This is a genomic window from Loktanella sp. F6476L, assembly GCF_023015725.1.
GTDB lineage: Bacteria > Pseudomonadota > Alphaproteobacteria > Rhodobacterales > Rhodobacteraceae > Yoonia.
Genome location: NZ_JALKAR010000001.1, coordinates 944,456 through 957,701 on the forward strand (window position 1 = coordinate 944,456; position 13,246 = coordinate 957,701).

The 13,246-nt window shown below is 54.0% G+C and carries 14 protein-coding genes, 1 tRNA gene and 1 other RNA gene; 13 read left to right on the top strand and 3 right to left on the bottom strand.

From position 1 onward, the window contains the following. The first annotated feature begins 56 nt into the window (after positions 1-56). The 6 genes from sufC (at position 57) to MWU61_RS04780 (ending at position 4,572) form a co-directional block, all read left to right on the top strand. Positions 57-812: a Fe-S cluster assembly ATPase SufC gene (gene sufC, locus MWU61_RS04755; protein WP_247127094.1), complete on the top strand. Its 756-nt coding sequence runs from the start codon at positions 57-59 to the stop codon at positions 810-812. Continuing rightward, positions 812-2,101: a SufD family Fe-S cluster assembly protein gene (locus tag MWU61_RS04760; protein ID WP_247127095.1), complete on the top strand. Its 1,290-nt coding sequence runs from the start codon at positions 812-814 to the stop codon at positions 2,099-2,101. The genes sufC and MWU61_RS04760 overlap by 1 nt, the downstream gene beginning before the upstream one ends. Continuing rightward, entirely contained in the window at positions 2,101-2,610 is a 510-nt protein-coding gene (locus MWU61_RS04765; RefSeq protein ID WP_247127096.1) for a hypothetical protein, read from the top strand. Before MWU61_RS04760 ends, MWU61_RS04765 begins: the two co-directional genes overlap by 1 nt. Further along, a complete protein-coding gene (locus MWU61_RS04770; RefSeq protein WP_247127097.1) occupies positions 2,600-3,193 on the top strand; it encodes a Yip1 family protein in 594 nt (197 codons plus the stop codon). The genes MWU61_RS04765 and MWU61_RS04770 overlap by 11 nt, the downstream gene beginning before the upstream one ends. Beyond that, positions 3,190-4,413 carry a cysteine desulfurase gene (locus MWU61_RS04775; RefSeq protein WP_247127098.1) on the top strand — a complete coding sequence of 408 codons (1,224 nt, stop codon included), beginning with the start codon at positions 3,190-3,192 and terminating at the stop codon, positions 4,411-4,413. The genes MWU61_RS04770 and MWU61_RS04775 overlap by 4 nt, the downstream gene beginning before the upstream one ends. 82 nt (positions 4,414-4,495) lie before the next feature. Continuing rightward, positions 4,496-4,572, top strand: a tRNA-Arg gene (locus MWU61_RS04780). Positions 4,573-4,586: 14 nt separating this feature from the next. On the opposite strand, the gene MWU61_RS04785 is transcribed toward MWU61_RS04780, so the two are convergent. Further along, positions 4,587-5,270 carry a Crp/Fnr family transcriptional regulator gene (locus MWU61_RS04785; RefSeq protein ID WP_247127099.1) on the bottom strand — a complete coding sequence of 228 codons (684 nt, stop codon included), beginning with the start codon at positions 5,268-5,270 and terminating at the stop codon, positions 4,587-4,589. Positions 5,271-5,549: 279 nt separating this feature from the next. On the opposite strand from MWU61_RS04785, the gene ssrA reads away from it, so the two are divergent. Continuing rightward, positions 5,550-5,903, top strand: a transfer-messenger RNA (tmRNA) gene (ssrA, locus tag MWU61_RS04790). A 6-nt stretch (positions 5,904-5,909) separates the two neighbouring features. Here ssrA and MWU61_RS04795 read toward each other — a convergent pair. Both MWU61_RS04795 and MWU61_RS04800 read right to left on the bottom strand, forming a co-directional pair. Further along, positions 5,910-6,254, bottom strand: a complete 345-nt coding sequence (locus MWU61_RS04795; RefSeq protein ID WP_247127100.1) for a DUF4345 family protein — start codon at positions 6,252-6,254, stop codon at positions 5,910-5,912. Positions 6,255-6,305: 51 nt separating this feature from the next. Further along, positions 6,306-7,058, bottom strand: a complete 753-nt coding sequence (locus MWU61_RS04800) for an FCD domain-containing protein (RefSeq protein ID WP_247127101.1) — start codon at positions 7,056-7,058, stop codon at positions 6,306-6,308. Positions 7,059-7,121: 63 nt separating this feature from the next. Between MWU61_RS04800 and MWU61_RS04805 the strand changes: the two genes are divergently transcribed. The 6 genes from MWU61_RS04805 (at position 7,122) to MWU61_RS04830 (ending at position 13,216) form a co-directional block, all read left to right on the top strand. Then, on the top strand, positions 7,122-7,871 hold the full coding sequence (locus MWU61_RS04805) for a DUF2182 domain-containing protein (protein ID WP_247127102.1): 750 nt from the start codon (positions 7,122-7,124) through the stop codon (positions 7,869-7,871). A gap of 13 nt (positions 7,872-7,884) precedes the next feature. After that, positions 7,885-8,592 carry a DUF1326 domain-containing protein gene (locus MWU61_RS04810; protein WP_247127103.1) on the top strand — a complete coding sequence of 236 codons (708 nt, stop codon included), beginning with the start codon at positions 7,885-7,887 and terminating at the stop codon, positions 8,590-8,592. Continuing rightward, positions 8,589-9,092, top strand: coding sequence for a DinB family protein (locus MWU61_RS04815; RefSeq protein WP_247127104.1), 504 nt, complete (start codon positions 8,589-8,591; stop codon positions 9,090-9,092). Before MWU61_RS04810 ends, MWU61_RS04815 begins: the two co-directional genes overlap by 4 nt. 4 nt (positions 9,093-9,096) lie before the next feature. Further along, positions 9,097-10,197: a dimethylsulfoniopropionate demethylase gene (locus tag MWU61_RS04820; protein WP_247127105.1), complete on the top strand. Its 1,101-nt coding sequence runs from the start codon at positions 9,097-9,099 to the stop codon at positions 10,195-10,197. 75 nt (positions 10,198-10,272) lie between these two features. Then, positions 10,273-11,256 (top strand): acryloyl-CoA reductase, encoded by a 984-nt coding sequence (gene acuI, locus MWU61_RS04825; RefSeq protein ID WP_247127106.1) that lies wholly within the window; start codon positions 10,273-10,275, stop codon positions 11,254-11,256. Positions 11,257-11,536: 280 nt separating this feature from the next. Then, positions 11,537-13,216: a BCCT family transporter gene (locus MWU61_RS04830; RefSeq protein WP_247127107.1), complete on the top strand. Its 1,680-nt coding sequence runs from the start codon at positions 11,537-11,539 to the stop codon at positions 13,214-13,216. Positions 13,217-13,246 lie beyond the last annotated feature (30 nt).

A 13,246-nucleotide genomic window follows, 5' to 3' on the forward strand; every position in this document is an offset into this window, starting at 1 on the left:
CGCCGCGCAGGATACCGTCCTGACGCGGCCTTTCCACGTTTTCCAAGGAGAATACTATGCTTGAGATCAAAAACCTGCACGTCCAGCTCGAAGAAGAGGACAAGCAAATCCTCAAAGGTGTCGATCTGAAGATTGGTGCAGGCGAAGTTCACGCGATCATGGGTCCAAACGGCTCTGGTAAATCAACATTGTCCTACGTGCTGTCTGGTAAAGACGGTTACGAAGTCACTGACGGCGCGGCGGCGCTGGAGGGCGAAGACCTGCTGGATATGGAACCGGAAGACCGCGCAGCTGCTGGTCTGTTCCTTGCATTCCAGTACCCTGTGGAAATTCCGGGCGTTGGTAACATGACGTTCCTGCGCACAGCTGTGAACGCACAGCGCAAAGCACGCGGTGAAGAAGAACTGTCCGCTGGTGATTTCCTTAAAGAAGTCCGCGCGAAAGCCAAAGACCTGAAAATCGACGCGGATATGTTGAAGCGTCCGGTCAACGTGGGCTTCTCTGGTGGTGAGAAAAAGCGCAACGAAATCCTGCAAATGGCGATGCTTGAGCCAAAGATGTGCGTGCTGGACGAAACAGATTCCGGTCTGGACGTCGATGCGATGAAACTGGTGTCCGAAGGCGTGAATGCGCTGCGCTCCGAAGGTCGTTCATTCCTTGTGATCACGCACTACCAGCGTCTTCTGGACCACATTAAACCGGACGTCGTGCACATCATGGCCAACGGCCGTATCGTGAAAACAGGCGGTCCAGAGCTGGCTCTGGAAGTTGAAAACAACGGTTACGCTGACATTCTGGCGGAGGTTGCCTAATGGCTTTGCCGCAACTGAAAAATGACGCAACCGTCGCCCGGCTAGATGGTCTGGCATTGCCGGAAGGCGCTGCATGGGCCACGGCTGCACGCAAAGACGCCCTGTCGCGGGTGACCCAGATGGGGCTGCCGCACAAACGTGACGAATACTGGCGCTACACTGATCCGGTGAACTTTGTCACAGCCGACTTAGACGAAGCAGCCACGTTCGATAACGACGAAGCGCCTTTGTTCGATGCTATCGATCGCGTGAAGGTCGTCTTCGTGGACGGTGTTTATGACGCTGGCGCATCGGACGACTTGTCCGCTGATGGTATCGAGATCGAGATGCTTTCAGATGCGATGTCTACGGATATCCATTGGGCAAAGGACCTGTACGGTGCTTTGGAAACTAACGGTCAGTCACCGGTCGAACGTCCTTTGGCCGCTTTGAACACAGCGTTTGCCGAAAACGGTGTTGTTATTCGTGCGACTGCCAAAGCCACGAAACCAGTTAACCTGATTTACAAGCGTGGCGACACAACAGCGTCTGACGCCATGGTGCATCACGTCGTAAAGGTTGAAGAAGGCGCGGCAGTAACGGTTCTGGAAACCGGACCAGCGGCGGCCCGTTTGTCATCCGTACTTGAAGTCGATGTGGCCGCAACGGGCGCGTTCCATCACGTTCGTTCGCAAGGCCGCGACCATGAACGTCGTGCTGTAACGCATTGCTTCGCAAGGATTTCAACAGAAAGCACGTTCAAGTCTTTTACGTTGACAGTGAATGGTGCACTGACACGCAATGAATGCATCATCGAAATCAACGGCGGTGATGCGATTGCACATGTTGCGGGTGCTTGCGTTGGCGATGGCAAAGACTTCCATCACGACGACACGATCTTTATCACGCATGACGCGGTAAATTGCGAAAGCCGTCAGGTTTTCAAAAAGGTGCTGCGCAACGGTGCAACAGGGGTTTTCCAAGGGAAAATTCTTGTGAAAGCAGGCGCGCAGAAAACCGATGGTTATCAGATCAGCCAATCGCTTCTGTTGGACGACGACAGCCAATTTCTGGCCAAACCTGAACTTGAAATCTACGCAGATGACGTAGCCTGTTCGCACGGGTCCACGTCTGGCGCGATTGATGAAACGGCGTTGTTCTATCTTCAATCACGCGGTGTGCCGCGTAGGCAGGCAACTGATTTGTTGACGCTTGCGTTCTTGGCAGAAGCCTTGGACGAGATTGACAACGACGATTTGGCAGATGACCTGCGGGACCGGCTGGAAAGCTGGTTGGCACGGCACGGCTGATGGCAGTCACGACCGACATTGTGCGCACATGGCGTAGTCCGCGCGTTGTGATGCGTGAACTGCTGTCGCACGGCCAACGGGAAGACAGGGCCATCGCTTATGTGATGGCCGCCTGTCTGATCTTATACGTCGCACAATGGCCGCGCTTGAAACGGGCTGAACAGTTTGAACTGTTCGGCCCCGACGGCGCGTCAGATTTTCAGATGAACGCAGGCATCGCTTTCTTTTCGATGATGATTGTATGGCCCTTGATGCTGTATATCGTGGCAGCAATCGCGCATCTGATTGCGAAGATGTTTGGCGCGATAGGCACGCATTATTCGGCGCGCCTAGCGTTGTTCTGGGCGTTTTTGGCGACAACACCCGTCGGTCTCTTGTTTGGCCTGACTATGGGGCTAATCGGGGCAGGGCCTGCAGCGAACCTCGTGGGGTTCGTCTGGGCGACCGCTTTCGCTTGGATTTGGTCGCAGTGCATCCGTGTCGCCGAAGGGGAAACCCATGCACTTTGATGTCGCGACGCTGACTGGTCTCATTGGCCAGACCTTCCGTCAGCCCGCAGCGGTTGCGTCCGAAATCGTGAAACTTCGCCTTCCTCACGCGGTGGGTTGGATGGCGCTTGGCGTCGTGACCATTGCGACAGTGATCATCATTTCAATTGAACGCCTGATCCCTGGCCGTCCTGAAATGATATCGGACTTGGGCGGAAATCCGTTCTTCGATGCGCTGTTTCTCGGGGCTATGACGGTCGTTTTCATCTTCGTTCTTTATTATGCAGGCCTTGCGATGGGCGGTAAGGGGACGTTTGGCGCGACCCTCTTAATCATGACGTGGTTTCAAACCATCGTTCTTGTACTTGTGATCGTGCAAATGCTTGCCGTGCTTCTGGTTCCGAGTATCGCGACGCTGGTTAGTTTGGCTGGTTTTGGTCTGCAACTTTGGTGCTTGATGCACTTCCTGAACGTGCTGCATGACTTTAATAGCTTGGGCAAAGCGTTTGGTTTGTTTGCACTTTCTATCATTGGCTTTGTTTTCGGGCTAAGCTTTATTCTTCTAATGGTCGGCGGTGCCGCCCTTGTGGGAGGTCCAGTATGACCTACGACATAAATGCCATCCGTGCCGATTTCCCGATCCTGTCGCGGGAAGTGAACGGCAAACCGCTGGTCTACCTTGATAACGGTGCTTCCGCGCAGAAGCCGCAGGTTGTGATTGATGCAATCACCAAAGGGTATGCCGAAGAATACGCAAACGTGCACCGTGGTTTGCATTACCTCAGCAACCTTGCCACTGACAAATATGAAGGTGTCCGCGGTAAGATAGCGACGTTTCTGAATGCTGGATCCGAAGACGAAATCATCTTCAATTCAGGCACGACTGAAGGCATCAATATGGTGGCCTACGGTTGGGCCGCGCCCCGTTTGCAAGCAGGCGATGAAATTGTTCTGTCGATCATGGAGCACCACGCGAACATCGTACCGTGGCATTTTCTGCGTGAACGTCAGGGCATTGTGATCAAATGGGTCGATGTGGACGCCAAAGGTGATCTTGATCCACAAGCGGTGATCGACGCGATCGGACCGAAGACAAAACTAGTTGCCGTCACGCATATGTCCAACGTTCTCGGGACTATGGTTGATGTCAAAGCGATTTGCGCGGGCGCAAAAGCGAAAGGCGTCCCAGTACTGATCGACGGATCGCAGGCGGCCTGCCACAGCGTGGTTGATGTGCAAGATATTGGTTGCGATTTCTATGCGATCACAGGGCACAAACTGTACGGACCATCTGGGTCCGGTGGAATCTACGTGACCAAGGAACGAATGGCTGAGATGCGTCCGTTCATGGGCGGCGGGGACATGATCAAAGACGTGCGCCGCGATGGGGTTGATTACAACGACGCACCAATGAAGTTCGAGGCAGGTACGCCGGGGATCGTCCAGACGATTGGTTTAGGTGTCGCGCTTGATTACATGATGGACGTAGGCATGGCGCAGATCGCAGCACATGAAATGGCGTTGCGGGATTACACGAACGCAAAGCTTGGCGGATTGAACTGGCTTCAGGTGCAGGGCACATCAGCGACCAAAGGGGCAATTTTTTCGTTCACGCTTGATGGGGCTGCGCATGCCCATGATATTTCGACAGTGCTTGATAAGAAAGGCGTTGCAGTCCGGGCTGGTAGCCATTGTGCGATGCCACTGATGGACCATATGGGCGTGTCAGCCACATGTCGGGCGTCGATGGGCATGTACAACACCACGCAAGATGTGGATGCCTTGGTTGACGCGCTGGAATTGTGCCACGATTTGTTCGCCTGACCTGTTTTTTCTTACGAAAATTTGGGGACCTGATCTTTGTTGGTTGCGAGCCGATCGACGGACAGTTATAGCACCGCTAGACGCACCCGTAGCTCAGCTGGATAGAGCGCTGCCCTCCGAAGGCAGAGGCCAGAGGTTCGAATCCTCTCGGGTGCGCCATTTTTCGAAACTTATTATGCATTTGGGTCTTGCGTCATATCGGCAATGCGTTTGGCAAGTGCGTCGCGGCTTAGAACCGTGATTTTGCCTTTGCTGAGCATGATAATCTCGTGGTCACGTAGGATGCCAAGTTCCTTGTTGACCGTCTGCCGCGAACAACCAACCATTGTCGCCAGATAGCTTTGGCTTTGCCTGATTTCTGCACCTTGCGCCGATAGCTGCCACAGATGACTACAGATACGTTGTTCGACCGTGTAGTGCTGATCAATCGATTTGCCGCTGTTATCCCGTTCCAACGTATTGAACGCGAGCGTTGCAATGTTACGGATAAGGACCGGCGATTGTAGCTGCTGATAAAGCAGCGGTGTCGGGCAGAACAGAACACAGGTGTTCGGCATGGCGATACAAGTCGCTGCACAAGGCTTTGCCGCCAAGGCTTCGATCACGCCAAGAGTTGCCTGCGGGCCAGCATGAAAAATGATCGTCTGAAAGCCTTCTTCGCTCATGTAGCTGACTTCAACTGATCCATGCGACACGATGAACATCCCGTCGGGCCGTTCACCTTGGTGCAGGATGGGGGTGCGGGATGAAAAGTTTCGCACCGCAAACTGGTTCACGAAATCGGCCTTTTGGTCGTCAGACATGTCGTTGACGATTTCACAGTCTAACAAATGCGGGAACCGAATGGTGTTTTTCATTAAATGATCCGTGTGAGGGTGTCGGGGCCGTACCTGCGCCATTGGGGACGGAATTTAAAATGTTTTGAAACTAAAAAATACAGGTGGGCACCCGACGATACTACCAATGGTATAAAGTCTTTCTCACTCACGTGCATTATCCATAGTCACCGATTCCCCTATGAACTGTCGCTTAACTGACAGTTGGTCGGTTTTGTCATGTTTTGCGTGCGTTGTCGGGTGTTTGGGCAACATTTTCCAATCTCACGGTCACAGAATGATACAGTAATTCCGCCTGTTGATCTTGCGCTTGGTGGATCAAAGCCCCATATCTAAGATGTCTCTTCGGGGACTATGGATATAAACGAGCGTGTTATTAGCTGGGCCGGACCGGGGTGCGACTCCCCGCAGCTCCACCAAAAATCCTTTCATTTGAAGGACTATGGGGCTGAATTAGGATCGACGGACTGTGAACGGGCGTGTCTTTATCTCGGTGAGTTACCACCGATATCGGTACAAACTGTACAATTGCAAATGACAATCGTGCTCCGATGGCGATGGCTGCGTAAGCAGCCCTAACTATCGAAACTTAACTCCCTAGGATTAGCGTCTTAGGGCGGGGTTCGCAGGTACCTGGCAACAGAAACCTGCACTTACACCCTACAGATTGATCAGAATGGCTGGAACGCCGACGGCGGCTTCAACGGCGAAGTATCCCCATTTCTTGGATGTTCGCCCATCGCGTAATAGCGATGTCAGGCGGCCAACTGCAGCACCTGTCCAACAGCAGCCCAGCATAAGATATGAGTCAGGACTGCCAATCAGCAGCGCACCAAGCCCCATCCCGATGAACAAACAGCCAGCACTCGCGCGGACTTCAGACATGCCCATCGTATCGGTGTGGCCGGACAGATTCAGCACATCCATCGTGTAACGCGGTGCAAGCCAGCCAAACGCACCAAGACCGATGCTGGCAAAGGCGAAGATAATATTAAGAATGTCCATGTGATCTGTCCTTATTGCGTGCCACAAGACATGGCCGCGTTCCGGACAAAGTCAACTCTGCGGCACGGTACCAGCCTTCTGCGCATCTCGTTTCGCGAACACGCTTTGCGCAAGGGTTTCCGTATATTCGGCCAGTTTACAAAGCAGTGCATCTGCGGCCGTTGCGTTGTTCGCAGCGACGGCATCTGCGATGTCGGTATGAATTTGTACAATTGTTTCGCGGTTGCGGGCCGTAAATGTGATCATGTTCATCAGCGGTTGCATGGCTTCAACGGCACCGGCCAGTTGGTACGATAGAACCGGATTGCCAGCCGCATCAACCAACGCACGATGGAAGGCGACGTCAGATGCGCAGAACGCTTCATCGCTGAGACCCGGCTGGGCTTGGCGGTGTGTCTCTGCGCGCATGGTGGCCAAATGATCTGCGGTCCTGCGCTGCGCCGATAGGGGCGCACAGGCCCGTTCAAGCGCATAGCGGGCTTCGCAGGCGGTCTGAAAACTGACCGAGTTCATCGACAATAGTAGCGTCGACGTAGTCACGTGCTGTCCATAGGCGTCTTCGAACCGCAACCGGTTAACAAAAGCGCCGCCTGTTGCGCCGCGTTGCGTCCGGATAAGACTTTGCGCGGCCAATCGTTTTAATGCTTCACGGACCGTGGGCCGCGACACGTCGAACTGATCAGCTAGTTCCGCTTCGGACGGCAGGCGTTCGTCGACAGGTAAGCTACCTGCAATAATCCCGTCGCGGATTGCTTTTGCGATCTGGGCAGAGAGATCAATTTTGCTATCTGGATCAATTTTCATTTGTCAGACAATTAAACGTCTGACATATGATTTGGCAAGTGTTTGCGTTGGGAGGCGTAAGACGTGACAACTTCACCCGTTCAATTTCCATTGCGGTCGATCCTGTGGGTGCTGTTCTTTGCGGCCATTCTAGGCGCGTGGGCATTCATGTTCATGATGGCGCGGATGTCTGGCGTGGATGTGATCGGGCGGGCTGTGGGCATGAATATGATGCCGATGACCAGCTTCGGTGCCTTGTTCCCGATGTGGGCGATCATGATGGCAGCGATGATGTTGCCTACGATGGTGCCGACATTGCGCAACTACGAAGCCTTGATGAAAAGCGCGGATGGCACACGGGCAGGGTGGATCGGTGTTCTAATCGGTTATTTCATCACTTGGGTCGGTTTTGCGGCGCTCATCAGCATCGTGCAGGTCCTTTTGATCCAGTGGAATGTCGTTGACAGCCTTGGCATTTCGACAACCGGTTGGTTCGCGGCCGGTTTGTTGATCGTTGTTGGGGCGTTCCAATTCACCCGCGCGAAGGAGATTTGCCACGGTGTTTGCCACAGCCCGATGACCTATTTCCTTGGACATTGGAAAACCGGATTTGGCGGCGGGCTGCGAATGGGCCTTGGCCTTGGCGCGTTCTGCGTTGGCTGCTGCTGGGGCTTTATGGCCTTGGGGTTCGTGGGTGGCGTGATGAGCCTGCTTTGGATGGGACTGGCGACACTCTTTATGATTTTTGAAAAACTACCGCAGATCGGGCACCGGCTGACGAAACCGGCGGGTGTGGTCTTGATTGGTGCGGGCCTTTTGCTCGCCGTACTTTAGGAAAGGGATGGACATGGCGGAAAAGACGAGACTTCCAGCGGATCAGATTGCGATTTCGCAGCGGATTGACCAGCGAATGCCAAATCCCGGCAGACGCAAAATGTCCCCGACGGATTGGGCGATCAAGGGGGAATTGTTCTTGAACTGCTCTTGCACGACCTTCTGTCCATGCGTTGTGTCGCTTGGTGCGCATCCGCCAACTGAAGGGCATTGCCACGCATGGATGGCGATTGCGATTGATGAAGGGCATTTCGAGGGCGAAGATCTTGCGGGTCTGAATATTGGTCTGCTTGTTGATATTCCGGGACGCATGGCCGAAGGCGGCTGGCGCGTTGCCGCCTATGTTGACGAACGTGCAACGCAAAAGGCCTACAACGGCTTGCTCAAGATTTTCTCCGGCCAAGCTGGCGGCACGACAGGCCTGTTCACGATGTTGGTGTCTGACATTATCGGGGCCGAACGTGAAAAGGTCGAAATCGTGCGCGATGGGACCAAACGCGGCATCTACATTGGACGCAAAATCCAAGGTGAAATCGAAATGATCACCGGCAAAAACAAAGAAGAACCGGTGATGGTCACCAATTCGAAATACTGGATGGGTTCCGAAATTATTGCTGCTCAAGGCACCAAATCGCGTGTCCGTGACTACGGTCGTGTTTGGGACTTTGGTGGGAAATCTGCAGAGATCTGTCCGATCGACTGGAAAGGTCCACGTCCGTGATCACGCCAGAGTTCTGCCGTACAATGGCGTGCTACAACGCGTGGCAAAACGACGGATTGCGCAAGGTTGTCGCGGAAATGGACGAAGATACACTGCGACAGGATCGCGGTGCTTTCTTCGACTCAATTTTTGGTACGTTGAACCATTTGCTCTGGGGCGACATGATCTGGATGTCTCGTTTCGATGGCGGTGAAAGTCCTGAGAACGTGATTGAAGGTAGCGAAAACCTAACGCCAACGCCAGCCGAATGGGCCACACAGCGGTTTCGCATGGACGGGCGCATTCAGTTATGGGCCGAAAGTCTGAAAAGCGTGGACCTGACTGGCGATGTGACGTGGTTTTCAGGTTCAATCCAAGCCGAGGTCAGCCGCCCACGGGCGATGTGCATCACGCATTTCTTTAACCATCAAACCCACCATCGCGGTCAAATTCACGCGATGCTCACCGCTGCGGGCGCAAATCCACAGCCAACTGATCTTGTTTTCATGCCGGAGACCTGACGAAATGGCGATGATCTCTCAATCTCGGCGCCTGCGCCGCACACCATTTAGCGATGGTGTCGAAGCGGCAGGCGTCAAAGCCTATACGATTTACAATCATATGTTGCTGCCGACGGTGTTTGAGAGTGTGGAAGATGACTACCACCATCTGAAAAACCATGTGCAGATTTGGGATGTCTCTGTGGAACGCCAAGTTGAATTACGCGGTCCGGATGCAGCACGCTTGATGCAGATGCTGACGCCGCGTGATCTGCGCGGAATGACAGCGGGGCAATGTTACTACGTGCCGATCGTTGATGAAACGGGCGGCATGTTGAACGATCCTGTGGCTTTGAAGCTATCCGAGGATCGCTGGTGGATATCGATCGCTGACAGCGATTTGCTATTCTGGGTGAAGGGGCTCGCATACGGTTACCGCTTGGACGTTCTGGTAGATGAACCGGATGTGTCGCCCTTAGCCGTTCAAGGTCCGCAAGCAGAAGATTTGATGGCGCGCGTCTTTGGTGAAGCGGTAAGGAACGTCAAATTCTTCCGTTTCGGGTGGTTTGATTTCCAAGGACAAAGCCTTGTCGTGGCGCGATCTGGTTATTCTAAACAAGGTGGCTACGAGATTTACGTCGAAGGATCAGCGCTAGGGATGCCGTTGTGGAACACGCTCATGGAAGCTGGTGCCGATCTGGACGTGCGGGCAGGGTGCCCCAATCTGATCGAACGGATCGAAGGTGGTCTGTTGTCCTACGGGAACGACATGAACCGCGAAAATACACCACATGAATGCGGGCTGGGGCGGTTTTGTTCGACGCAAACAGCCATCGGGTGCGTTGGGCGTGATGCCCTGCTGCGGGTGGCGAAGGAAGGCCCGACACAGCAGCTCCGCCCGATTGAGATCGCGGGTAAAGTCCCTGCATGTGACCGCGTCTGGCCGATCTTGGCCAATGGAAAGCAGGTCGGGCGCATGACGTCTGCGGCTAACAGCCCTGATTTTGGCACCGGTGTTGGTATCGGGATGGTGAAGATGACGCATTGGGACCCTGAGACGGTGCTGCAAGTTCAAACACCGGATGGGATGCTTGACGCAATAGTACGCGAAAATTTCTGGATTTAGCGCGTTGGGCTGTCGGCGGAGATATTTATAACCAAAAGAATGTGGGCGGTTCGCCCAGCTTGAAAGGAAGAGAAGATGTTTAACGCATTAGTAGTCGACAAAAACGATGAAGGAAAAACATCCGCTGCGGTCAAGCAGTTGGGTTTGGTTGATTTGCCTGCAGGTGAAGTGACTGTCGCCGTTGAATATTCGACTGTGAACTACAAAGACGGGCTTTGCATTGGGCCGGGTGGCGGTCTTGTGCGGAACTATCCACATATTCCGGGGATCGATTTTGCAGGCACGGTCGAGGCATCCGATGATCCGCGCTACAAAGCAGGCGACAAAGTTGTTCTGACTGGCTGGCGCGTGGGTGAAGCGCACTGGGGTGGCTATTCCCAAAAGGCTCGTGTGAAGGCGGACTGGCTTGTCCCTTTGCCTGCGGGATTGGACACACGTCAGGCAATGGCCGTGGGGACTGCTGGTTTCACAGCGATGTTGGCTATCATGGCGCTTGAAGATCATGGCATCAAGGATGGACCTGTACTGGTGACCGGTGCTGCCGGTGGTGTTGGATCAGTTGCGACCGCAATTCTGGCAAAGCTCGGCCATGACGTTGCAGCAGTAACCGGGCGCCCTGAAACGGCTGATTATCTAACATCATTGGGCGCCACACAGATTGTCCCTCGTGAGGACCTGAACGAAACGACCAAACGCCCGCTTGAAGCTGAAACATGGGCCGGCTGCGTTGATGCAGTTGGCGGTGAAATGCTCGCACGTGTTCTTGGCCAAATGAAATACGGCGCGTCGGTCAGTGCTGTCGGTCTTGCGGGTGGGGCGGGTCTTCCTGCAACTGTTATTCCGTTTCTGTTGCGCGGCGTAAACCTGTTGGGGATCGACAGTGTGATGCAGCCCTATGACAACCGGGTACGGGCTTGGGAACGGATCGCAAATGACCTGCCGATGGATAAGCTAGAAGCCATGGTTCAGCCAGCCACATTGTCTGACCTGCCCGCGTTGGGGCGCGACATTTTGAAAGGTCAGGTCAAAGGGCGCGTCGTCGTTGATGTGAACGGCTAAATGGGACCAGTCACAACTAAAAATCCGGGCTTACGCGTTTGCACGCGTGAGCCCGTTTTTATTGCGATGATTGTACCGAGTCGAAGCACTACACCTTTGATGTGAATTTCGGCTCAATTCGCAGTTGAAAGGACTTACGACGCCGTTCGGGCTAAATTTGCTTAACAAACTGTCGTTTCGGTCTCTCATATGCGACAGAATGACGCAAATTGGGGTTATCTGGCCTGCGTTTTACCCACATACTGATCGACACAAAAGAACAGGGAACAGGGGAACTACAATGGCGCTTAAACCACCATTATCGGATCTCCCGATTAATACCGCAGACAGCGGTTTTTATCGGGGCTTTAGCTTAAACGTTACGATTATTTCGAAGATCATCATCAGCGTGCTCGTCGTTTGGGCGATCGTCTGGCCCGAATGGGCTGGCGAAGTGCTTGGGGCTTGGAACCAGGTGATCCTGCGCAATTTTGCTGCGTGGTACATTTGGACAGTGACATTGTTTGTCGTCGTCTGCCTTGGCCTTGCGCTGTGGCCGACCGCTGGCCGGCTGAATTTGGGCCAAGACGGTGAAAAACCGGAGTTCTCGAATTTCTCGTGGTTCTCGATGATGTTTGGTGCCGGTATCGGTGTGGGGATGTTGACCTGGGCGGTTGCCGAACCTGTCGCGCATTTCCAAAACAACCCGTCTGTTATCCAAGGCGTCACAACTGCACTTGAAGCAGACAACGTGCGGACCGCATATGTGTGGTCATTCCTGCACTGGGGACTGGGTGCATGGGCGTGCTATGCAATTGCGGGTCTCGCACTTGCCTTCTTTAGCTACAGACGCGGCTTGCCGCTGACGATCCGGTCGTCACTAACACCATTGTTTGGGAAATCCTTGTCCGGTGTGTTGGGGCATATCATTGATATCGTCGCTGTTGTTGCCACCATTTTGGGCGTGGCGCAGACACTTGGGTTCGGCGTAGAGCAATTCGTGGCGGGTCTGTCGCGCATTGGAATCAGCGGACTTGCGCTAGAAGATGGTTCTGCCACATCGCTGGGTATCGTCGTTGCCTTGCTGGTGATCATGGGGGCATCGACACTGTCTGCATTGTCCGGTGTTGGTAAAGGGATCAAATGGCTGTCGAACATCAACATGGTTTTGTCGATTGTTCTGCTCGGCTTCTTCATCCTGTTTGGTGCGACGTTCTTTGGTGCGACCGCGTTCTTTGTGGGGATCTTTGACTATCTCGTTGCGTTGCCATGGCTAAGCATCAATGTTTACGCATCTGACGGCGTTGAAGGATCCGAAGCATTCAAACTGGCGCAGTGGCAGGGCTGGTGGCCTGTGTTCTACTGGGCGTGGTGGATCGCTTTTGCGCCGTTCGTAGGTTTGTTCCTTGCGCGTATTTCACGTGGCCGGACGATCCGCGAATTCGTGTTGGGCGCGATGATCGTTCCATCATTGATGTGCTTTGTTTGGTTCGCTTGGGCTGGTGGTACTGCCATTGACCTAGAACTAAATGGCGGCGCGGATGGCGTGATCTTGGGCGCGGCGAATGGCGACAAAATCTTCGCGATGACTGCGTATATGCTCGAACCGATCAGTCAGGTTCTGTCGTGGGCCATGGCTGTTATGATTGTGGTCTTGTTGATGACATTCTTGGTGACGTCCGCTGACTCCGCAGTGTTGATCGTAAATACGATCAACGCAGCTGGTGACGAGGGTCCAAAGGCACGCCCACACATCCTGTTCTGGGGGGCCGCGCTTGCGCTTGTTGTGGGGGGCTTGCTGATCTCTGGCGGGACAGGAGCCATCCAAACAGCGATGGTGATCGGGGCCTTACCGTTCTCGATCGTGATGGTGTTGATGTGTATCGCGCTGATCAAGGCGATCTACAACGATGGACGTCGCGAAGCTGCAGGCATTCCGACATTGTCTGACGACATTCCGGATGCGATGCCTGCTGAATAAGCAAATTCGATTGAATGAAGAGGGCCTCGG

Bases quoted from the DNA above. Each gene is read 5' to 3' on its own strand.
- sufC (WP_247127094.1), top strand. From the start codon at position 57: ATGCTTGAGATCAAAAACCTGCACGTCCAGCTCGAAGAAGAGGACAAG.
- MWU61_RS04760 (WP_247127095.1), top strand. From the start codon at position 812: ATGGCTTTGCCGCAACTGAAAAATGACGCAACCGTCGCCCGGCTAGAT.
- MWU61_RS04765 (WP_247127096.1), top strand. From the start codon at position 2,101: ATGGCAGTCACGACCGACATTGTGCGCACATGGCGTAGTCCGCGCGTT.
- MWU61_RS04770 (WP_247127097.1), top strand. From the start codon at position 2,600: ATGCACTTTGATGTCGCGACGCTGACTGGTCTCATTGGCCAGACCTTC.
- MWU61_RS04775 (WP_247127098.1), top strand. From the start codon at position 3,190: ATGACCTACGACATAAATGCCATCCGTGCCGATTTCCCGATCCTGTCG.
- MWU61_RS04785 (WP_247127099.1), bottom strand. From the start codon at position 5,270: ATGAAAAACACCATTCGGTTCCCGCATTTGTTAGACTGTGAAATCGTC.
- MWU61_RS04795 (WP_247127100.1), bottom strand. From the start codon at position 6,254: ATGGACATTCTTAATATTATCTTCGCCTTTGCCAGCATCGGTCTTGGT.
- MWU61_RS04800 (WP_247127101.1), bottom strand. From the start codon at position 7,058: ATGAAAATTGATCCAGATAGCAAAATTGATCTCTCTGCCCAGATCGCA.
- MWU61_RS04810 (WP_247127103.1), top strand. From the start codon at position 7,885: ATGGCGGAAAAGACGAGACTTCCAGCGGATCAGATTGCGATTTCGCAG.
- MWU61_RS04820 (WP_247127105.1), top strand. From the start codon at position 9,097: ATGGCGATGATCTCTCAATCTCGGCGCCTGCGCCGCACACCATTTAGC.
- acuI (WP_247127106.1), top strand. From the start codon at position 10,273: ATGTTTAACGCATTAGTAGTCGACAAAAACGATGAAGGAAAAACATCC.
- MWU61_RS04830 (WP_247127107.1), top strand. From the start codon at position 11,537: ATGGCGCTTAAACCACCATTATCGGATCTCCCGATTAATACCGCAGAC.